The sequence below is a fragment of the Enterococcus sp. DIV0175 genome, from assembly GCF_050529075.1.
Lineage (GTDB): Bacteria > Bacillota > Bacilli > Lactobacillales > Enterococcaceae > Enterococcus_B > Enterococcus_B thailandicus.
This window is the reverse complement of the sequence record NZ_CP172880.1, coordinates 930,221-951,405: the sequence shown is the minus strand read 5'-3', so window position 1 is coordinate 951,405 and position 21,185 is coordinate 930,221. Positions and strand designations below refer to the sequence as shown.

General features: G+C 37.8%; 17 protein-coding genes. 2 read left to right on the top strand and 15 right to left on the bottom strand.

The genetic code is table 11. From position 1 onward, the window contains the following. Positions 1-24: 24 nt before the first annotated feature. The 4 genes from pflB to IGJ76_RS04590 all read right to left on the bottom strand — a co-directional run bounded on the left by pflB (position 25) and on the right by IGJ76_RS04590 (position 7,650). Positions 25-2,253: a formate C-acetyltransferase gene (gene pflB / locus IGJ76_RS04605; RefSeq protein ID WP_067485029.1), complete on the bottom strand. Its 2,229-nt coding sequence runs from the start codon at positions 2,251-2,253 to the stop codon at positions 25-27. 279 nt (positions 2,254-2,532) lie between these two features. Next, positions 2,533-4,980 carry a DNA topoisomerase IV subunit A gene (gene parC, locus IGJ76_RS04600; protein ID WP_067485026.1) on the bottom strand — a complete coding sequence of 816 codons (2,448 nt, stop codon included), beginning with the start codon at positions 4,978-4,980 and terminating at the stop codon, positions 2,533-2,535. 11 nt (positions 4,981-4,991) lie between these two features. Beyond that, positions 4,992-7,037 carry a DNA topoisomerase IV subunit B gene (parE, locus tag IGJ76_RS04595; RefSeq protein ID WP_067485023.1) on the bottom strand — a complete coding sequence of 682 codons (2,046 nt, stop codon included), beginning with the start codon at positions 7,035-7,037 and terminating at the stop codon, positions 4,992-4,994. A gap of 184 nt (positions 7,038-7,221) precedes the next feature. Further along, a complete protein-coding gene (locus tag IGJ76_RS04590) occupies positions 7,222-7,650 on the bottom strand; it encodes a CoA-binding protein (RefSeq protein ID WP_067485020.1) in 429 nt (142 codons plus the stop codon). A gap of 94 nt (positions 7,651-7,744) precedes the next feature. Here IGJ76_RS04590 and plsY point away from each other — a divergent pair, with 94 nt between their 5' ends. Then, positions 7,745-8,380 carry a glycerol-3-phosphate 1-O-acyltransferase PlsY gene (gene plsY, locus IGJ76_RS04585; protein ID WP_075491194.1) on the top strand — a complete coding sequence of 212 codons (636 nt, stop codon included), beginning with the start codon at positions 7,745-7,747 and terminating at the stop codon, positions 8,378-8,380. A gap of 55 nt (positions 8,381-8,435) precedes the next feature. Here plsY and IGJ76_RS04580 read toward each other — a convergent pair whose 3' ends face one another. The 10 genes from IGJ76_RS04580 to ylqF form a co-directional block, all read right to left on the bottom strand. Further along, on the bottom strand, positions 8,436-9,311 hold the full coding sequence (locus IGJ76_RS04580; RefSeq protein WP_071869353.1) for an aldose 1-epimerase family protein: 876 nt from the start codon (positions 9,309-9,311) through the stop codon (positions 8,436-8,438). Between the two features lie 62 nt (positions 9,312-9,373). Further along, the gene (codY, locus tag IGJ76_RS04575) at positions 9,374-10,165 is read right to left on the bottom strand and encodes a GTP-sensing pleiotropic transcriptional regulator CodY (RefSeq protein WP_075491196.1); all 792 of its coding nucleotides are present in this window, start codon (positions 10,163-10,165) and stop codon (positions 9,374-9,376) included. A gap of 16 nt (positions 10,166-10,181) precedes the next feature. Then, entirely contained in the window at positions 10,182-11,579 is a 1,398-nt protein-coding gene (hslU, locus tag IGJ76_RS04570) for an ATP-dependent protease ATPase subunit HslU (RefSeq protein ID WP_075491198.1), read from the bottom strand. A gap of 12 nt (positions 11,580-11,591) precedes the next feature. After that, the gene (hslV, locus tag IGJ76_RS04565) at positions 11,592-12,140 is read right to left on the bottom strand and encodes an HslVU peptidase proteolytic subunit (RefSeq protein WP_067485006.1); all 549 of its coding nucleotides are present in this window, start codon (positions 12,138-12,140) and stop codon (positions 11,592-11,594) included. Positions 12,141-12,172: 32 nt separating this feature from the next. Continuing rightward, positions 12,173-13,072, bottom strand: coding sequence for a tyrosine recombinase XerC (xerC, locus tag IGJ76_RS04560; protein WP_067485004.1), 900 nt, complete (start codon positions 13,070-13,072; stop codon positions 12,173-12,175). Between the two features lie 235 nt (positions 13,073-13,307). Continuing rightward, positions 13,308-14,630 carry an FADH(2)-oxidizing methylenetetrahydrofolate--tRNA-(uracil(54)-C(5))-methyltransferase TrmFO gene (gene trmFO, locus IGJ76_RS04555; protein ID WP_086271053.1) on the bottom strand — a complete coding sequence of 441 codons (1,323 nt, stop codon included), beginning with the start codon at positions 14,628-14,630 and terminating at the stop codon, positions 13,308-13,310. An 18-nt stretch (positions 14,631-14,648) separates the two neighbouring features. Beyond that, positions 14,649-16,727, bottom strand: coding sequence for a type I DNA topoisomerase (gene topA / locus IGJ76_RS04550; RefSeq protein WP_067484998.1), 2,079 nt, complete (start codon positions 16,725-16,727; stop codon positions 14,649-14,651). 129 nt (positions 16,728-16,856) lie between these two features. Continuing rightward, positions 16,857-17,714, bottom strand: a complete 858-nt coding sequence (gene dprA / locus IGJ76_RS04545; protein ID WP_071869356.1) for a DNA-processing protein DprA — start codon at positions 17,712-17,714, stop codon at positions 16,857-16,859. Positions 17,715-17,773: 59 nt separating this feature from the next. Further along, the gene (locus IGJ76_RS04540; RefSeq protein ID WP_067484993.1) at positions 17,774-18,538 is read right to left on the bottom strand and encodes a ribonuclease HII; all 765 of its coding nucleotides are present in this window, start codon (positions 18,536-18,538) and stop codon (positions 17,774-17,776) included. Beyond that, on the bottom strand, positions 18,531-19,391 hold the full coding sequence (gene ylqF / locus IGJ76_RS04535; RefSeq protein ID WP_067484988.1) for a ribosome biogenesis GTPase YlqF: 861 nt from the start codon (positions 19,389-19,391) through the stop codon (positions 18,531-18,533). The genes IGJ76_RS04540 and ylqF overlap by 8 nt, the downstream gene beginning before the upstream one ends. Before the next feature lie 256 nt (positions 19,392-19,647). Between ylqF and IGJ76_RS04530 the strand changes: the two genes are divergently transcribed. Continuing rightward, on the top strand, positions 19,648-20,046 hold the full coding sequence (locus IGJ76_RS04530; RefSeq protein WP_075491767.1) for a VOC family protein: 399 nt from the start codon (positions 19,648-19,650) through the stop codon (positions 20,044-20,046). 195 nt (positions 20,047-20,241) lie between these two features. Here the strand turns inward: IGJ76_RS04530 and IGJ76_RS04525 are convergent, their stop codons facing one another. Then, positions 20,242-21,153, bottom strand: a complete 912-nt coding sequence (locus IGJ76_RS04525; protein ID WP_143139936.1) for an RICIN domain-containing protein — start codon at positions 21,151-21,153, stop codon at positions 20,242-20,244. Positions 21,154-21,185: the final 32 nt, after the last annotated feature.

The following is a 21,185-nucleotide window of genomic DNA, read 5'->3' as shown; positions in this document are numbered from 1 at the left end:
GTCCATCCGCCTCCTTGACTTTTGTTACATTGATTCGTGCATTGTACGTGCAATTACATCGTTTTGTTGTTCGCGTGTTAACTTAATGAAGTTTACTGCATATCCAGAAACACGGATAGTTAATTGAGGATATTTTTCTGGATGTTCTTGGGCATCCAATAAAGTGTCACGGTTGAACACGTTGATATTCAAGTGGTGACCCATTTTCTTCGCATAACCATCAAGCATTGTTGCCAAGTTTTCTTCTTGCGTTTCTTCGTCGCGACCTAAAGCTTTAGGTACGATTGAGAATGTATTTGAAATACCATCTAATGAATATTCATATGGTAATTTTGCTACTGAAGACAAGCTTGCTAATGCTCCGTGTGTATCGCGACCATGCATTGGGTTAGCACCTGGTGCAAATGGTTCGCCTGCGCGACGGCCATCAGGTGTATTACCAGTTTTCTTACCATACACAACATTTGAAGTGATTGTAAGAATTGACGTTGTTGGTGTTGAATCACGATAAGTTTTGTTACGTTTAACTTTTGTCATGAATGTTTTTAATAATTGAATAGCAATTTCATCTACACGATCATCATTGTTACCATATTTAGGGTAGTCGCCTTCAATTTCGTAATCTTCAACAATTCCATTTTCATCGCGAACTGTACGAACAGTTGCATATTTAATTGCTGATAAAGAGTCAACTGCTACTGAGAATCCAGCAATACCAGTTGCCATTGTACGCAAGATGTCTGTATCTTGTAAAGCCATTTCAATACGTTCGTATGAATATTTATCATGCATATAGTGAATGATATTCAATGTATTTACATATAATTCAGTAATCCAGTCCATCATAACGTCGTATTTTTCCATTACTTCATTGTAATCAAGAACTTCTGAAGTAATTGGTTGATATTTAGGTCCAACTTGTGCTTTTGATTTTTCATCAACCCCGCCGTTGATTGCGTATAACAATGTTTTCGCTAAGTTTGCACGAGCTCCAAAGAATTGCATTTGTTTACCGATTCGCATAGCTGATACACAACAAGCAATTCCGTAGTCATCGCCCCAATGTTTACGCATAACATCGTCATTTTCGTATTGGATAGCTGATGTTTGGATACTCATTTTAGCACAGAAAGTTTTAAAGTTATGTGGTAAACGAGTTGACCATAGAACAGTTAAGTTTGGTTCTGGAGCTGGTCCTAAGTTTGATAATGTGTGTAAGAAACGGAAACTATTTTTAGTTACCATGTGGCGTCCGTCTTCACCCATACCAGCGATTGATTCTGTAACCCAAGTTGGGTCCCCTGAGAACAAAGCGTTGTAATCCGGTGTACGAGCAAATTTTACAAGACGTAGTTTCATAACGAAATGGTCAACGATTTCTTGTGCTTCTTCTTCAGTGATAACGCCATTTTGTAAATCACGTTCTACATAGATGTCTAAGAATGTTGATGTGCGTCCTAATGACATTGCCGCACCATTTTGTTCTTTGATTGCTGCTAAATATCCAAGGTATAACCATTGGAAAGCTTCTTTTGCATTTGTAGCAGGTTCTGAAATATCGAATCCGTAGATATTGCCGAGTTCTTTCAATTCACTTAACGCACGAATTTGTTCGTTCAATTCTTCACGTTGACGAATAATATCATCTGACATGATACCAATACCACAGTTAGATAAATCAACTTGTTTTTCTTTAATCAAATAATCTACACCATAAAGTGCTACTCGACGATAGTCACCAATGATACGTCCACGTCCATAAGCATCTGGAAGACCAGTGATAACACCTGAACGACGTGCTGCACGAATTTCTGGTGTGTATGCGTCGAAAACGCCTTGGTTATGTGTTTTACGATAGTCACGGAAAATGTGAGAAACTTCTGAATCAATTTCAAATCCGTAAGCTTCAGCTGCTTGTTCAGACATTCTGATTCCACCAAATGGTTGTAAGCTGCGTTTGAATGGTTTTTCTGTTTGGAATCCAACAACCGTTTCCAAATCTTTGTTCAAGTAGCCTGGACCATGTGAAGTAATTGTAGATACAACTTTAGTATCCATATCTAATACGCCACCAGCTTCACGCTCTTGTGTGTTCAATTCCATTACTTGATCCCAAAGTTTTGTTGTTGCTTCTGTTGGGCCAGCTAAAAATTCGTCATTACCGTCATAAGGGGTATAGTTTTCTTGGATAAAATCTCTAACGTTTACTTCTTCTTTCCAGGTTTTTCCTTTAAATCCATTCCATTGCTCCATTGTATGGACCTCCTAAAAGTTTCTGTTTTATGTAACAGTTTTTACGTGATTAGTATAACACAGAGTGTCATCTTTGCAAGGGTTTTCTTGTTTTTTCTTTAACAATTTTTAGATTTTAATTGATGTATCTTTAAACAATGCTTTAATACCAAGCATTAGGCATTGTGAACACTTTCATCTTTTAATAAAAAAGTAAGATTTCTTCGATATTAACAAATGAAAAAAGGAGCACAAACTGTACTACTACAGTTTGTGCTCCTTCAAGAAAAAATGATACAGTTATTCTTCGATTTTTGGGACGGGTGCTTCAAGTACAGCAATAATCTCTCCGCCTTGCTTTTCGTCCAACACAAATGAACCATTCGACGTACGATCACCAATTGGAAAATCAGTTGGATTAAATTCCACTTGTTTGCCCTTTTGATTCACGATTGTTAGCTCACGACTTGTTCCTTCAGACATATAAATAACTCGGTGAGGGTTTTTCTTTAGTTCTCTTAAAACTTGCACCCCACGTTTTGCACGTGATGTTTGCGAGATTTCTTGTGCAAGCATTCGTTTGACGGCTCCTCTTTGTGTGACGATTACGATTGGTGTATCGCCTTCAGCAAAAACTAATAAGCCATTGATGACCGTGTCATCATCTTTCAGATTGATTGCCTTCACTCCTGCTGCTTTTGCACCGACGACTGGTACTTCAACTAGCGGATACCGTAAGCCAATCCCTTGATGCGTAACTAGAAAGACGTCTAAATCTGCTTGGCCCTCTTCCAAATAAACAGCTACCAACTCGTCCTCATCTTTTAGTTTCATTGAGCTGAGCGGACGACTCTTATACGTACGCCATGGTTCAAACTCAGTCATTCTAGTCTGTTTGATCATGCCATTTTTACTAATAAAGATAAAGGTTTGTTCTGGTTGGATTTTCGTATAGGGGAACACTGCGATAATTGATTCATCCATTGATAAATTCAAAATCGTTTGTGAAATGTGCTCACCAACTTCCTTCCATTTTAGATCTGGTAACTCATGGACTGGACGATAGATCACATTCGCTTTGTTCGTCACAAACAAGACATGGTCTAATGTACTTAATTCACCAGTATACAAAAGATAATCGCCTTCACGCATACCAATCTCTTCTGGCTTCGAAGCACTATAAGAACGCAAGCTGCTTCGTTTCACATAACCTTCACGCGTTACACTAACGACTACGTCTTCTTGCGCAACCAACACTTTCGTATCAATTTTTATTTCTTCGATTTCATCTTCGATTTTTGTAATACGTTTCGTTGCATAATTTTTCTTCACTTCACGTAATTCTTTTTTCATCAATGAAAACAGCTCTTTGTCATCTGAAAGAATTTTATTTAGTTCCGTAATTTGCGCAATCAATTGTTCAGATTCTTTTTGAAGATCAGTAATATCGGTGTTTGTTAAACGGTAAAGTTGCAGCATCACGATTGCTTCTGCTTGTTCTTCAGTAAACTGAAAAACATCCACTAAGTTTTTCTTTGCATCACGTTTATCTTTACTTTCACGAATTGTCGTAATCACTTGATCTAAAATCGATAATGCTTTCATCAAGCCTTCCACAATGTGTTGACGTTTTTGTGCCTTTGCCAAATCATACTGGCTACGTTTCGTAATGACATCTTTTCTATGTCCGATATAACTGCTTAAGATATCTCTTAGCCCAACTTGATGTGGTGTCATATGATCAATGGCTACCATATTAAAGTTGTAGTTGATTTGTAGTTCCGTGTTTTTAAATAAATAATTTAGGATCCCTTGTGCGTTTGCATCTTTTTTTAATTCCACAACAATTTGCAAACCTGTTCGATCACTTTCATCACGAACTTCAGCAATCCCATCTACTTTTTTATTTAAACGCACTTCATCAATTTTTTTCACAAGGGTTGCTTTATTCACTTCGTAAGGAATTTCTGAAATGACAATTTGTTCTTTGCTTCCTTTGATTGCTTCAATTTTGGTTTTAGAACGTAGAATCACTTTTCCCCGTCCGGTTTCAAAAGCTTTTTTGATTTCATCTTTTCCCTGCAAGATTCCTCCTGTTGGAAAATCAGGTCCTGGGATAAACTCCATTAGTTTATCTAAACTTGCATTAGGGTGGTCAATCAGATAGATAGTTCCATCAATGACTTCTCCTAAATTATGCGTTGGTATCTCGGTCGCATACCCTGCTGAGATACCAGTTGAACCATTCACCAATAAATTCGGATATCTAGCGGGTAAAACAGTTGGTTCTTTTTCAGTATCATCAAAGTTCCAAACCATATCAACCGTATCTTTTTCAATATCCGCTAACATTTCACCACTTAGTTTAGACAGACGCGCTTCTGTATAACGCATTGCCGCTGGAGGATCGCCGTCCATACTACCATTATTCCCGTGCATTTCAATCAGCACTTCTCGAAGCTTCCAGTCCTGGCTCATCCGAACCATTGCTTCATAGATACTACTGTCTCCATGTGGGTGATAGTTACCCATGATGTTTCCGACTGATTTCGCAGATTTACGGAATCCTTTATCATAGGTATTTCCATCTTTGTTCATTGCATATAAAATCCGACGTTGGACTGGCTTTAACCCGTCACGAATGTCGGGTAAAGCACGCTCTTGAATAATATATTTTGAATAACGTCCAAATCGGTCACCCATTACTTCTTCTAAGGTTAATTCTTGGATTTCTTGTCGATTTTCCATCAGGTGACCTCCTATTCTACATCAAACAACTGAATTGGCTTTTCAATCTCTTCATGCTCTTCATCTAATCGTTCGCTTGAAGTTGAAGCTGTCATTTCAGTGTCTTCTTTTTTATCTAAAATACTACCGTCTTCTTCCATTGTAAATTGGACGTGGCTTTCAATCCATTTTCTCCGAGGTTCAACTTTATCCCCCATTAATGTCGTCACACGTCGTTCTGCTTGTGCCGCATCATCAATTCGAACACGAATTAATGTCCGTGAAGTTGGATCCATCGTTGTTTCCCATAATTGGTCGGCATTCATTTCACCTAACCCTTTATACCGTTGCAATGAATAACCTTTCCCAACTTTTTTGATTTCTGCAGCTAATTCTTCATCTGTCCAAGCATATTCAACCACTTGCTTCTTCCCTTGGCCTTTTGAAACTTTGTATAAAGGTGGTAAAGCAATATAGATCTTTCCGGCTTCAATTAATGGTTTCATATAGCGATAGAAGAAAGTTAACAATAGCACTTGGATATGCGCACCATCCGTATCTGCATCGGTCATGATAATGATCTTGTCGTAGTTACAATCTTCAACAGAAAATTCTGGTCCTACGCCTGCACCAATCGTATAAATCATGGTGTTGATTTCTTCATTTTTCAAAATGTCTTGCATTTTCGCTTTTTCTGTATTGATTACTTTTCCTCGAAGTGGCAAAATTGCTTGGAATTTACGATCTCGTCCTTGCTTGGCAGATCCGCCAGCAGAGTCTCCTTCGACTAGATAAAGCTCATTCTTTTTAGGATTACGCGATTGTGCAGGGGTCAATTTACCTGATAACAAAGATTCGCCTTTTTTGCGTTTTTTACCATTACGGCTTTCTTCTCGCGCTTTACGTGCAGCTTCTCGCGCTTCACGAGCCTTCACTGCTTTTCTGACCAACATTTGGCTCATTTCACTGTTTTCTTGTAAATAAAAGCCCATTTGTTCGCCAATGACATTATCAACGACTGTTCGAGCAACTGGCGTACCCAATTTTTCCTTGGTTTGGCCTTCAAACTGTAATAAGTTTTCTGGTACACGAATTGACAAAACCGCCGCTAAGCCTTCACGAAAATCGCTACCTTCTAAGTTCTTATCTCGCTCTTTCAAAAGTCCAACTTTACGAGCGTACTCATTATAAGCTTTCGTCATCGCTGTTTTCATTCCTGCTTCATGCGTACCGCCATCTTTCGTCCGTACATTATTAACAAAAGACAAAATATTCTCCGAATAGCCATCATTGTATTGATAAGAAACTTCCACTTCGATACCGTCTTTTTCACCAGAAAAATAGACAACAGGTGTCAATGTATCTTTTTCTTCATTCAAGTATTCGACAAATTCTTTGATTCCTTCTTCATAATGAAAAACTTCTGTAACCTCTTCTTCACCGCGAAGATCACTTAACGTAATTCGAACGCCTTTCAAAAGAAAAGCGGACTCGCGCAAACGCTCTGATAATATCTCATATGAAAATTTCACTGTTGAAAAGATCGTATCATCCGGTAAGAAATGAACCGTGGTTCCATTTGCTTTTTTTGTTTTACCAAGTTTTTTTAATGTCCCCTGTGGCTTACCACCGTCTACAAATTTTTGTTGGTATTCAACACCATCACGAACAATAGTTACAGTCAACCATTTTGATAAGGCATTTACCACACTGGCACCGACACCATGCAGTCCACCAGAGGTCTTATAACCTCCTTGACCAAACTTTCCTCCAGCATGTAGCACTGTAAAAATCACTTCAACCGTTGGAATTCCTGAAGCATGCATTCCAACTGGCATTCCGCGACCGCTATCTACTACAGTGATACTGTTATCTTTATGTATCACTACATCAATTTCATTTCCATAGCCTGATAAAGCTTCATCGACTGCATTATCAACAATTTCATACACTAAATGATGTAAGCCTCGGCTATCAGTGGAACCGATATACATCCCTGGTCGTTTTCTAACTGCTTCCAATCCCTCAAGAACTTGGATAGAAGCATCATTATATTCATTGATTACTTTTTTTGCCAAGGCAAACGCTCCTTCAATAATACTTGCGGAATTTAAAAGACCGCATCGAACTAATCATACTAAAAAAAACTGCGAAAAAAAAGAGGTTGGGAAAAAATCAAGAGAAACAGTCACCCAACCTGCTTTTAATTAACACCTTTCGCACATTAAAACTTTATTTATTTGGTCGTTGCACTTGCTCAGACTAGTTATCGTCCATTTTAGCTAGTTCAATTTTTATACAACGATTCATCACGATATCTTTTCGACCGGCAGCTTGTAATAATTTTGCTGCCTCTTCATTTTCAATTCCTAATTGTGCCCAAAAAACTTTTGCATCTGTTTGCAAAAAGTCCTGTGCTACTTCAGGTAAAAATTCACCACGTCGAAAAATATCAACAATATCAATTGGTTCTGTAATCTCTGTCAGATGACCATAAACTTTTTCACCTAGTACTTCTTGTCCAGCCAAAATTGGATTCACAGGAAAAATTTGATATCCTTTTTCTTGTAATAACTTCGCGATTTGGTAACTTGTTCGTTCTGGTTTATTACTCAAACCGACAACAGCAATATTTTTTGCTGACTTTAAATAATCAAAAATTGTTTCTTGGGTTGGATTTTCAACTGCCATCCTACTCATTCCTTTCATTCGTGAATTTCGATTGTTCCTACTACTCATTCATGCTAAAATAAACATTAGTTTTCAACTTGAAAGAGGTAAAAAAATGAAATTGATCTTATTACTTATTGTAGCATATCTTTTGGGTTCTATTCCTTCCGGCGTCTGGATTGGAAAAATCTTTTTCAACAAAGACATTCGCGCATATGGTAGTGGAAACACTGGAACGACCAATACCTTTCGTGTATTAGGCAAAAAAGCAGGAATCGTTGTCTTACTAATGGACATCTTAAAAGGAACACTGGCAACTTGTCTGCCAATTATTTTTCACATCACGACAATCAATCCACTTTGGTTTGGGGTCTGTGCAATCCTCGGTCATACTTTTCCGATTTTTGCAAAATTCAAAGGCGGAAAAGCAGTCGCAACCAGCGCCGGCATGCTCCTAGGTTTCAGTCCCATTTTCTTCGTCTACTCTGCAACAATTTTTGTCGTAAGTCTTTACTTCACCAGCATGGTAAGCTTAAGCAGTATGATCAGTGCTGTGTTGATTACTTTATCAACGATTTTCTTACCGGTTATTGCACCGGTTATTTTACCTGAACATAATTGGCTGTTAACTATCATTGCTTTCTTAGTGTCATCTTTTATTTTTCTTCGTCACAAAGAAAACATTCAACGTATCAAAAACAAAACTGAAAGTCGAATTCCTTTTGGTTTAAATAGCAGCAAAAAAAAATAGTTTTTCTTTCTCAAAAAAAGTGAACTGCGACATTTGTCGTAGCTCACTTTTTTGTTTATTTCACGGTGATTGAGTATTTTGTTTGGAAAATTTCATGAGCACCTAATTGATTGATTCCCACTTTTTCCATCAGACTTCCATTACTATTCACCGTATCCGCAATCCCACACCAAGGTTCGATACAAACAAACGGCGCTTCTTTTGGATAAGGTGACCAAATACCAACGTAAGGCATATCTTTATAGCTTAATGTCACACTGTGGCGTGATTTTTCACTACGAATCGAATAGGCATTTAGTCCTTTCGTTTCAAAAACAAGTGCATCTTGGTCAAACAACTCACGATCTAATGCCAAGTTCGTATTTGTTTGCCCCAATGTTCGTTGATCTAAATCGATATAAGGTCCTGCCAATGGTAAACGTAATCTTGATTTTCTTGGCGAGAAGGCCAAATAAAAATCATCAAACGACAAGCCTTCTTCCAATGGTACATTAAACGCTGGATGCCCACCAATTGAAAAATACATTTCTTCTTCTCCAACATTTTCCACTTGGTAATGAACAGTTATTCCGTCGCCACCTAATTCATACGTGATGACTAATTCGAAATCAAACGGATAATTTTTTTTCGTTTCTGGTGTACTTTTCAACAGAAAACTTGCTTGCTCTGGTCCTTGCTCAATAACTTCAAAATCCATATCTCTTGCAAAACCATGTTGCCCCATCGAATACGTTTTCCCTTGATACATGTATTCGTCATTTTTCAAACGACCAACAAATGGGAAAAGAACCGGTGCATGACGTCCCCAAAATTCTGGATCCCCTTGCCAAATATATTCAAGATTATGCTCTTTTGATTGTAAGCTAATTAGTTCTGCTCCATGTTCAGCTATTTTAGCAATAAGCTGATCATTTTGAATAATTACGGTCATTGTGACTCCCCCATTTTTTGAAATTGCTACTGCCCTCAGTGAACTGAAAAATAAGATTCCGTTTAGTAGCTATGTTTTGCTAATTCTTCTTTAAAACGTGAATTAAGGACTTTTAAGTAGGTTCCTTTCATTCCCAAAGAACGTGATTCAATGATACCTGCAGACTCCAATTTGCGCAAAGCATTAACGATCACGGAACGAGTAATTCCGATTTCATCGGCAATATTTGACGCCGTCAAACGACCTTCGTCGCCATCAAGCGCATGGAAAATTGCTTGAACTGCTTTTAATTCACTGTAAGAAAGAGTATTGATTGCCATTTGCACAGCTGTGGCACTTCGCACATCTTCTTCAATGCTACGTGACTGTTGGTAAAGAATTTGCATCCCTACAACTGTTGCCCCATATTCCGCTAAAACTAAATCATCGTCAGTAAATGCTTGTTCCATTCGTGACAAAATAATTGTTCCTAAACGTTCTCCCGCACCAAAAATCGGTACGACTGTCGTTAAGCCAAATGGATATTTTTCTCTTGACTCTACTGGAAAAGCTGTAATTTCACTAGTGATTGGAATATTTGCTTCTGTCTTAACTAGTTGATCTACGGTATCTGTGTAATAAAGTGGAAATTGTTTTTCAACGAACATAGTTTTCACACGTTCATTATTCACATCATGACGTTCATTATAACCAAGTAGCACGCCATCGCTACCAATGATATACGTATTACTGTCCAACACTCCACCTAGTGTCACTGCCATTTTGTCATACGGTAAATCAGCATCCATATCAAAGGTATTTTTTTGTTGTAAAAGTTTGTTGATCTTTCGGGTTTTCGTTAGCAAATCCGTCATAGTCGTCCTCCGATTCTTAAAGTATATAGCGGCTTAGATCTTCATTTTGTGCAATTGAAACCAATTTGTCATTGACATATGCTTCTGTAATCGTAATCTCACCCATCTGCATATCTGGTGCCTCAAATAATAAATCTTCTAATAATTTTTCCAAGATTGTGTGTAAACGGCGTGCACCGATGTTATCCGTGTCGCGATTCACATCAAAAGCAATTTGCGCGATTCGTTCGATTGCTTCCTTAGTAAACGTAACGGAAACATTCTCCGTTTCAATCAATGCAATATATTGTTTGATCAATGCATTATTAGGTTCTGTCAAAATTTTCACAAAATCTTCCGCTGACAAATCATCTAATTCGACGCGAATCGGGAAGCGTCCTTGTAATTCTGGAATCAAATCACTTGGTTTGGATAAATGAAAGGCACCTGAAGCAATAAATAAAATATGATCTGTTTGTAACGTACCATATTTCGTGTTGACTTGTGAGCCTTCAACAATTGGTAAAATGTCGCGTTGTACACCTTCTCGAGAAACTTCACCAGACTGTTGTGATTTTGGAGTCACTTTATCGATTTCATCGATAAAAATAATACCACTTGACTCAGCCAATTTGATTGCTTCGCTATGAATATCTGCATCTTTCACAAGTTTAGCAGATTCTTCACGAATTAAAATTTCGCGTGCTTCTTTTACTGTGACTGTTCTTTCTACTTTTTTAGTCGGTGTTAACGCGCCTAATGTCTCATTCAAATCAATGCCCATTTGTTCCAAGCCATTGTTCATCATTGGCGCGGACTTCTTTTGTTCTTCCACTTCGATTGTCACTTCACGCGTATCCAGCAAGCCTTTTTCCAATTGTTCCAAGACGGTGCGACGATTAACTCGAATGTCTTCGGTGATTTCTTCTTGTGGTTCAGCCTGTTGTGCAGAGGCATTGAACATGTTCATCATTTGTTCAAATTGGTTTGTTGATTGTTTTTGTTCCTTCTTGATACCAGGTACTAAAACTTTCACTAACCGTTTTTCAGCATTTTTCTTGGCTTTTGTATACACACGACTGTATTGTTCTTTCTCAACGATTTGAATCGCGTTTTCGACCAAGTCACGAACCATTGATTCTACATCTCGGCCAACGTAACCAACTTCTGTAAATTTAGTTGCTTCCACTTTGATGAATGGCGCATTGACGATTTTTGCAAGTCGACGAGCAATTTCTGTTTTTCCAACCCCTGTTGGCCCAATCATCAGCATATTTTTAGGGGTAATATCTTGTTGCATTTTTTCATCTAACTGGAGTCTACGGTAGCGGTTTCGTAAAGCGACAGCCACAGATTTTTTAGCTGCTTCTTGTCCCACGATGTATTGATCCAATTCACTCACGATTTGTCTTGGTGTTTGTCTTAATTCATTCATTCTAATCACCTCTTATAATTCTTCTACAATGATATTATGGTTTGTGAAGATACAAATATCCGCTGCGATGTTCAACGCATTTTCAGCAATCTCTTTTGCACTCATCTCATTTTGTGCATAATTTTTCATTGCACGCGCAGCGGCTAACGCAAAGTTTCCGCCAGAACCAATGGCTAAAATACCATCATCTGGTGTAATCACTTCACCTGTTCCAGAAACTAACAGCATTTCCTTATCATTCATAACAATCAACATTGCTTCTAATTTCTGCATGGATTGTTGTGTTCGCCACTCTTGTGCTAACTCAACAGCCGCACGTTGTAGATTGCCATTATATTCATTCAGTTTACCTTCAAATTTTTCTTCCAAAGTAAAGGCATCTGCTACGCTTCCAGCAAAACCAACAACAACTTCGTCATTATAAATTCTGCGAACTTTGCGAGCTGTTCCTTTCATAACAACAGATTCTCCCATTGTTACTTGACCGTCTCCAGCCATTGCAAATTTTCCGTCTTTTTCAACTGCACAAATCGTGGTTGAATGAAATTGTGATTCTACCATTTGTAGACCCTCCTAATAAAATAATATCCTTGCTACGCTCGTGGATGAAAAGAGCGATAGTTTTTTTGTAAACTTTCTTTCGTCACATGGGCATAAATCTGAGTTGTAGACAAATTCGCATGCCCTAATAATTCTTGAACTGTCCGCATATCTGCACCATTGTTCAATAAATGCGTTGCAAACGTATGACGCAACATATGAGGATGAATATCACTATCTAAACTACTTTTCTTGATTATCTGATTTAGTATATATTCGATTCCAGTTGGTGTAATTGGATCACCATGGTGGTTAACAAAAACAAAATCGTGCTCTTTATGGTATTTATTCATCAAGAACGAACGACTTTTTTCAAAATATTCTTGTAAAGCTTCTTGAGCAAAGGATCCCAGTGGCGCATATCTTTCTTTGTTTCCTTTTCCATGAATCAACATTACCTCTGCTTGAAAGTCGATGTCCTTAACCTTTAACCCACTACATTCACTTAAGCGGATACCAGAACCATATAAAACTTCTAGTACTGCTCGATCTCTGAAGTCCAACGGTTTATCCCCAGCAACGCTTTCAAACAAAGCCTGCATTTCATTTTCATAAAAAAAGCGCGGTAACCGAATATTTTTTTTCTTTAAATGGACATAAGAAAAAGGATTTTCCTCGATCAGTTCTTCTTTTAAAAGATATTGATAAAATGAACGCAAACTGGCAATTTTTCTGCTAATTGTGTTTCTACTGTATTCTTTATCTGATAAAAAACCTAAATAGACTCTTACATCTAAGTGATCAATACTCAACAAATTTTCCTCACCAGATTCTTTTAGAAAATCTTTGAAGTCATCAATATCTTCCTTGTATGCTTGACGCGTCTTATCCGAGTATCCTCGTTCAACAATCAAATAGCGTAGAAACTTTTCTTCCCAGCTTTGTTCTGCCATTTTTTCACCTTCCTTACAATCCCAGAAATAAATTTAGCATAGCCCTTATAAAAAAACAAATAAATTGTCAGAATTTAATCAATATTTCTAAGTTTGTTCACAATTCGCACAATTTTTCGTTTTGTTTTCATTTTTCTCGCTAATTTTTCAGTGAAGCGTTCATTTTACGCAACAAAAAACTTAGTAAATTATGAATAGCTCAATCATAATTTACTAAGTCGATTCGTTTTTTTGTTTATTTTGCAGGAATAGGCGAAGCTAATTCTGCAATCACTTTTTCATTAGCTGCTAATGCTCGGTTTGCTAATGCTTCATAACGTGATTTTTTATCACGAATTCGTTCAGGTAGTTCTGGGAACAACCCGTAGTTTGCATTCATTGGTTGGAAATGTTTTCCTTCGGCATGCGTGATATAGTACGCCATACTTCCAATTGCTGTTTCTTGTGGGAAGACAACAAGCTCTTCTTCTTTTGCAAGTCGTGCAGCATTGATTCCAGCTAACAACCCACTAGCTGCACTTTCCACGTACCCTTCAACACCAGTCATTTGACCCGCGAAAAATAAATCTTCACGCTTCGCTGATTGGTAAGTTGGTTTCAATAATTCTGGTGAATTCATAAAACTATTACGATGCATGACACCATAACGTACAAAGTCAGCATTTTCTAAACCAGGAATCATGCGGAATACTCGTTTTTGCTCGCCCCATTTTAGGTGAGTTTGGAAGCCAACAATATTATAAAGAGAAGCAGCTGCATTATCTTGGCGCAATTGAATGACAGCATAAGGGCGTTTGCCCGTTTTGGGATCTTCTAGTCCAACTGGCTTCATCGGACCAAATAGCATCGTTTTAAATCCACGTTGTGCCATTACTTCAATTGGCATACAACCTTCAAAATATTTTTCTTTTTCAAATGCTTTTAATTCTGCGACTTCTGCATGAACTAACGCATCATGGAACGCAGTAAATTCTTCTTCTGTCATTGGACAGTTCAAGTAAGCTGCCTCACCTTTATCATAACGTGATTTCAAATATACTTTGTCCATGTCAATCGTTGATTTATCAATAATTGGTGCAGCAGCATCATAAAAATAAAAACCATCTGAACCATTAAATTCTTTGATTGCTTCTGCTAATGGATGAGAAGTTAACGGCCCGGTTGCGATAACAGTAATGCCTTCTGGTATTTTGGTTATTTCTTCATTGATAACCGTTACTAGTGGATGCTCTTTCACTTTTCGAGTAATCGTTTCTGAAAATGAATCTCGGTCAACTGCCAATGCGCCACCAGCAGGAACAGCTGTTTCGTCAGCCGAAGTAATCACTACGGAATTCAAGCGACGCATTTCTTCTTTCAATAGGCCAACAGCATTTGCTAAACTATTTCCTCTTAAAGAATTAGAACAGACTAATTCCGCAAAATTTTCAGTATGATGCGCTTCTGTCGATTTAACTGGACGCATTTCATATAGACGAACAGGAACTCCAGCTTGTGCAATTTGCCAAGCTGCTTCACTTCCGGCAAGGCCGGCACCAATTACATTTACAGTTTTCAAGTAAAAACCTCTTTTCGATTATTTTTGAACATCTTCTTCATAGTCGCCATTTACACAGACAACCTGTTTGCCACCTTTAACTTTCTTCTCAACCAAATATTGATCACATTTCGGACAATTTCTGCCCACTGGTTTATCCCAAGAAGTAAATTCGCAATCTGGGAAACGAGAACAACCATAAAAAATTCTGTTTTTCTTGGATTTACGTTCAATCACTTGGCCTTCATGACATACGGGACAAGTAACACCGATTTCTTTCACGATTGGTTTGGTATTACGACATTCTGGAAAATTACTACATGCGTAAAATTTACCGTATTTTCCTAATTTAATCACCATTGGATGCCCACAGACATCGCAATCAAATCCAGCTGGTTCATCTTTGATTTGAATTTTTTCCATTTTTTCTTCTGCATTACTTAATTCTTTTTCAAAAGGTTTATAGAAACGATCAACTACTTGGACCCAAGCTTCTTTTCCTTCTTCCACTTTATCCAAGTCATTTTCCATTTCCGCTGTGAAATGGATATCAACGATTTGAGGGAAGAATTCAACAATTAATGAGTTAACGATTTCTCCTAGCTCCGTTGGTTCGAAACGTTTTTGTGTCAGTTTGACATAGTAGCGGCGTTGGATCGTATCCAATGTTGGCGCATAAGTTGATGGACGACCCACACCGTTTTCTTCTAATGCTCGAATAAGCGTTGCTTCACTAAATCTTGCTGGTGGTTGCGTAAAGTGTTGTTTGGGTTCGATGTCCACAGATTGAACAATGTCTCCCTCAATTAATTCAGGCAAGATGTTTTCTTTGTCTTCTTTACCATCATCGCGACCTTCAACATAAACTTGCATGAATCCTTTGAACTTGACCTTTGAACCATTGGCAATAAAGATGACACCGTTTTGGTCTAGAGTAACTTTCATTGTATCTAAAATCGCTGGTGTCATTTGACTGGCAACAAAACGTGACCAGATCAATGTATATAATTTTAATTGGTCTTTATCTAAATATTGTTTGATTTCATCAGGTGTGCGCAAAACACTAGTTGGTCTTACTGCTTCATGGGCATCTTGTGCGCCTTGAGCATTTTTCACCTTTTTATTTCCGTGAGCAGAGAATTCATCACCATATGTTTCTTGGATAAATGAAGCTGCTTCTGCTTTGGCTGTGTCAGCAATCCGCGTTGAGTCGGTACGCATGTAGGTAATCAAACCAACTGTTCCTTGTTTTCCCAATGCGATTCCTTCATATAGTTGTTGCGCAACCATCATTGTTTTTCTTGTGCGGAAATTTAATTTACGTGCAGCCTCTTGTTGTAAACTACTCGTAGTAAATGGATTGGCTGGATTTCTTTTTCGTTCTTTCTTTTCGACTTTTTTCACTTCAAAGTCTTGACCATCAATTCTAGCAGTGACTTCTTTCACAGCTTCTGCATCTGGTAATTTCTTCTTCTTGCCATCGATTCCCCAGAAGTTTGCTTTGAATTTCTTACGTGCCTTTTTAAAGTTTCCATCGATACTCCAGTATTCTTCTGGAATAAATTCACGGATTTCTTGCTCACGATCAATGATAATTTTTAAAGCAATAGATTGAACGCGTCCTGCACTTAATCCTTTTTTCACTTTACGCCAAAGGATTGGACTAATCGAATAGCCAACTAATCGGTCTAATGCGCGGCGTGCTTGTTGTGCATCAACTAAATCCACATCGATTGAACGAGGTTCTTTAAACGCAGCTTTTACAGCATCTTTAGTGATTTCATTGAAAACGACACGATTTTTGTCTTCAAGATCTAATCCTAATAAATAGGCTAGATGCCAAGCAATCGCTTCTCCTTCTCTATCCGGGTCACTTGCGAGATAAACTTTCTGCGCTTTTTTAGCCGCAGATTTTAAACTTTTAATAACATCGCCTTTTCCTCGGATAGAAATATAATGAGGTTCATAATTATTTTCGACATCAATTCCCATTTTACTTTTTGGTAAATCACGAATATGGCCTACACTTGCCATTACTTTATAATTTCGGCCCAAATATTTTTCAATTGTTTTGGCCTTTGCTGGTGATTCTACAATCACTAAATATTTATATGCCATTCTTGAATGGACTCCTTTCATTGTCGAGTTCCTACTATATATACTTATACTAGAGGTTTCCTACAAATCGTAGCTAATCATATCCATTCAGAAATCGTTTGTCAAGGAAAGCAAATGGGAAATGTGATGTTATTCTTTCAATTCTGCTAAAATATCCTGTCCTGAAATCGTACAAATTGCCCCATCTTGAATGAGGTGATGACAGCCTTCAGAGTGTTCTGTTAAAACATTTCCAGGGACGGCAAAAACAGCCTTGCCTAAATCTAATGCTTGCTGTGCTGTTATTAGTGAGCCACTCTTTTTCCTTGCTTCGATTACACAAGTACCCAGTGATAAGGCAGCAATGATTCGATTTCTCATCGGAAAGCGGTGTCTCCTTGGTCCTGCTTCTGGCGGATATTCACTTAACAGCAAATGCTCCTCAGCAATTTTCCTTTGTAGTTGTTCATTTTCTCTTGGATAAAATTTTTCCAGGCCTGTTCCAACAACAGCAATCGTTCGTCCACCTTCTTTAATTGCCGCACAGTGACTATATGTATCAATTCCCTTGGCACAGCCACTCACAATCACGTAACCCTCAGCAATCACTGGACGTAAGAGCTGAAGAACTGTTTTCTTTGCAAGAACTGACGATCGTCTTCCTCCAACAACGCTCACCATTTTATACGTCAATAACGATAGGTCCCCTCGATAAAATAATAGAATGGGAGGATATGTCAAATTTAATAATTGTGAGGGATAGCATGGGTCCAAACAAGTAATATACTGTTGGTTTTGTTTGATTGTTTCCCAGTGATTTTCGACCTCCAACCAGCTTTGTCGAAACAGTTCACGATGAATCGTAATAGAGGCAATCTTACAAATCTCTTCTATTGTTAAGCGTACTTCTGGATTTGCCAATAAGTACTGAAGTATTTGCCACTTTCCCTGGCTACTAATTCCTTTTGCGTAAGTCAAACGTAATAAATATTCTTTTATTTTTTCCATAAAAAAAATCACCTCTTGCTTTCTTTTTAATAAGATACGCAAAAGGTGTGTTTAAATTTTTATAAATATTTTTTGACTGGAGCAAATGTCCGACGATGAATTGGTGTAATTCCTTGTTTTTCCATACCAATCAAGTGTTCTTTTGTTCCATAGCCCGCATTGTGACCAAATCCATAGCCTGGATACAATTGGTCATAATCTGCCATTAAACGATCGCGATAAACTTTAGCAATGATGCTCGCTGCAGCAATCGAAACAGAGCGTGCATCTCCCTTGATTAGTTTTTCTTGTTGAATGGGCAAATCTAATTTCATCGCATCAATCAACAAGTAGGTTGGCTGGACAGTTAATTTTTCAACTGCTTGAATCATTGCCAACTTGCTTGCCTCATAAATGTTTACTTCATCGATCACTTTTTCGTCAACAATCCCGATTCCAATAGCCAAAGCTTTCTCTTGAATTTCCTGATAAAGTAATTCACGTTTTTTCTCAGATAGCTGCTTAGAGTCATTTAAGCCAAGAATTTCTTCATCTTTCGATAAGACAACTGCTGCTGCAACGACAGGGCCAGCTAATGGTCCACGACCAACTTCGTCAATGCCAGCAATCCATTGATGACCATTGGCATATCCTTGTTTTTCAAAAACAAACATTTCTTGATACTTTTCTTTGATTTTAGCCTCTTTTTCAAGCCGCTTTGCTAAAGAGTTGAGTGCTTGTTGTACCCCTTTTCGCGGATCTTGCTTCAAATATTCAAGTGAAGGATCAGTCAAGGAAGTGATTGTTGTTAATTTTTCCTTAATGGCTTGAATCGACTCACTCATTCACTTCTTGCCCCATTTCTTCACAGCGATCTAACGTGTAGCGACCTAATCTGCCATCTCTGATTTCAAACACAACTAGTTCACTTCCACGAGCGTAATCATCTCTGAAGCCTCTTTTAGCCGTGACCGCCATCAAAATTTCTGGCGCAAGACCCTGCTCCTGCTCTTCTGTTAAATGGTAACGTTCTTGAATTCTTCCTGGGTAATAACGGGCAAAGAAGTCCAAGCCATAGATGGCCAAATCATCTAAGTGAAGTAATTGATCTTTGATTGCACCAGTCAATGCCAGCTTTTTCCCAATCTCTTCATCTTCAAACTTAGGCCAAAGAATTCCTGGTGTATCTAATAATTCTAGTTCCGTTCCATGACGTAACCATTGTTGCCCTTTCGTCACTCCAGGTTTATTCCCTGTTTGTGCAATTTTTTTTCCAACTAAGCGATTCATTAATGTCGATTTTCCAACGTTAGGGATTCCTAAAACCATTGCTCGAATTGCACGGGGTTTCAATCCTCGAGCAGCATCTCTTGCTCTTTTTTCTTTTAACACTTCTTTGGCGGTCGGAATCAGTCCCTTCACGCCCTTGTTTTCTTGTGCATTGATTGCTAATGCAGCGTGACCTTGTTTTTTGAAATATTCTTGCCACTGCTTTGTTTGTTGTGGATCAGCCAAATCAGCTTTATTTAATAAAACGATACGTGGTTTTTGTTGAATAATTTGATCGAGCATCGGGTTTCTTGATGACAACGGTAAACGCGCATCCACTAACTCAAAAACGATGTCAACGTATTTCATTTTTTCAGAAACTTCACGACGAGCTTTCGCCATGTGTCCCGGGAACCATTGAATGGTCATAGTTGTGTTTCCTCCTTGATATATCAATCTCACTGATTGGAACTCAAATAGAATATGCTTTTTCATTCTGTTGTTCACAGTTTGATCACTTATAAGCTATTTTAGCATAAATTGAACTAAAAAAAAGAAAGCATCGTTTGTTTTCTTAGCGCTATGCCTTTCCAAAATTTATTTTACCAAGAAAAAAACGAAGCAGAATTTTTGACAGCGTTTTACAAACAGTAGATGATAAGAATATAGAAAGGGGTCGAAAAAAATGAGTACGATGGTTTTTGTCAATTTTCCAGTCAAAGATGTAAAGAAGTCAACGGAATTTTATACGAAACTCGGCTTTGAGCAAAATCAAGAATTTTCGACAGAACAAGCAAGCTCTATGGTATGGGATGATCACTTTTGGATTATGTTGTTGAATCATGAATTTTATCAAACATTTATCAACGACCGAAAAATTGCAGATGCACAGACAACCAGTGGCGCACTGATTGCTTTCAGTCTACCTAATGCAGAAGCAGTCAAAAAATTTGCCGAAACAGCAAAAGAAAATGGTGGGTCTTATTATCATGTGGACATGGGTATTCCAGAAGATCAAATGTTTGGCCTTGAAGTACAAGACCTAGATGGAAATATGTTAGAACCCTCTTGGATGGCAATGTAGAAACAAAAAATACACTTCGTTAGTTACTATACGAGAAGAAATCCATACCATTCCCCCACAAGTTTGGGATGATTTCTTCTTATTTTTTATAATCTTGCAGGGAACTATCTAAAGAAAGAGGAAACACAGATGACGTGTTTCCTCTTTCTTATCTACTAATAGCACATTCATTAAAAATAAAAGACTGATTCGCTTTTATTTGTAGCCTTCAATATGTAAAATAAATTTTTGATTTTCTGTCCCTGTCTTATTAAAGGTGATGATATTTCCACCATCTAGATTGCTTTTTTGAATATCCATTACATGTCCACTTTTTACGTTCTTCAAGAAAAATGCTTCGCCGTTGGTTTGACTACTTTCCCAAATCAGTTGCCACAGTGCACTATCGTTATTACTAACATTGGGTTTGACGCCAACCTTTTTATCACTATTTTCTAACAAACTATATGCAGTTTGTTTATAACTATGGATACTGTAAGCATTTTTTGCTGCATGATATTTTAAATACCACTTTTGATTACTATTCCCATCATTGTTCCAACTCACAGCTACGTTATGTGTTTCATCCCAATCAACAACTTTCCAATTATCCATTTTGCTTTGAATCGAAACAAGTATGTCATTGTAATTTTCTGGTATTTTTGTATTTAGATTAATGACCAGCTCGTTGTAAACAAAGTCAAAATCTACAATTGTCTTTATATGGATAACTGTATTAGAACCATTTATGTATTGGCTTTTGTCAAATCGAATCGTGTAATAGCGTTGCCCATTTTTCTTTTCACGAAGAATTCGTTTGCCCTCCACTTGATACTGACCCCTTGGTCCACTGGATAAAGTCTGTACCTCAATCGGGTTCCCACACTGGTAAAGATCATCTCCCATGTTAACATCAAATTCAATTGCATCTTCTGTTACTCTCATGCCCTCGACTCCCCAACCCTCAGTAAATGAGCCTACTATAATATTTCTAGTAATTGTATATTCCATTTGCTGGTTTTTCTCACTACTTTTTGCGTCAACTGCTTGACTTGCTTCATCTGCGTGAACCATTACTTGAGGAAACAATAAAAATAAAGTAAAAAATAATCCAATCATCTTTTTCATTTTCTTTCTCCTTTTTTGTTTTATTTTTTCTT

Excerpts from the sequence above, each read along its gene's own strand:
- IGJ76_RS04590 (WP_067485020.1), bottom strand. The coding sequence starts at position 7,650 with ATGGCAGTTGAAAATCCAACCCAAGAAACAATTTTTGATTATTTAAAG.
- codY (WP_075491196.1), bottom strand. The coding sequence starts at position 10,165 with ATGACGGATTTGCTAACGAAAACCCGAAAGATCAACAAACTTTTACAA.
- ylqF (WP_067484988.1), bottom strand. The coding sequence starts at position 19,391 with ATGACCATTCAATGGTTCCCGGGACACATGGCGAAAGCTCGTCGTGAA.
- IGJ76_RS04530 (WP_075491767.1), top strand. The coding sequence starts at position 19,648 with ATGAGTACGATGGTTTTTGTCAATTTTCCAGTCAAAGATGTAAAGAAG.
- plsY (WP_075491194.1), top strand. The coding sequence starts at position 7,745 with ATGAAATTGATCTTATTACTTATTGTAGCATATCTTTTGGGTTCTATT.
- pflB (WP_067485029.1), bottom strand. The coding sequence starts at position 2,253 with ATGGAGCAATGGAATGGATTTAAAGGAAAAACCTGGAAAGAAGAAGTA.
- IGJ76_RS04525 (WP_143139936.1), bottom strand. The coding sequence starts at position 21,153 with ATGAAAAAGATGATTGGATTATTTTTTACTTTATTTTTATTGTTTCCT.
- hslU (WP_075491198.1), bottom strand. The coding sequence starts at position 11,579 with ATGAATGAATTAAGACAAACACCAAGACAAATCGTGAGTGAATTGGAT.
- hslV (WP_067485006.1), bottom strand. The coding sequence starts at position 12,140 with ATGGTAGAATCACAATTTCATTCAACCACGATTTGTGCAGTTGAAAAA.
- parC (WP_067485026.1), bottom strand. The coding sequence starts at position 4,980 with ATGGAAAATCGACAAGAAATCCAAGAATTAACCTTAGAAGAAGTAATG.
- topA (WP_067484998.1), bottom strand. The coding sequence starts at position 16,727 with ATGGCATATAAATATTTAGTGATTGTAGAATCACCAGCAAAGGCCAAA.
- IGJ76_RS04580 (WP_071869353.1), bottom strand. The coding sequence starts at position 9,311 with ATGACCGTAATTATTCAAAATGATCAGCTTATTGCTAAAATAGCTGAA.
- dprA (WP_071869356.1), bottom strand. The coding sequence starts at position 17,714 with ATGGAAAAAATAAAAGAATATTTATTACGTTTGACTTACGCAAAAGGA.
- xerC (WP_067485004.1), bottom strand. The coding sequence starts at position 13,072 with ATGGCAGAACAAAGCTGGGAAGAAAAGTTTCTACGCTATTTGATTGTT.
- IGJ76_RS04540 (WP_067484993.1), bottom strand. The coding sequence starts at position 18,538 with ATGAGTGAGTCGATTCAAGCCATTAAGGAAAAATTAACAACAATCACT.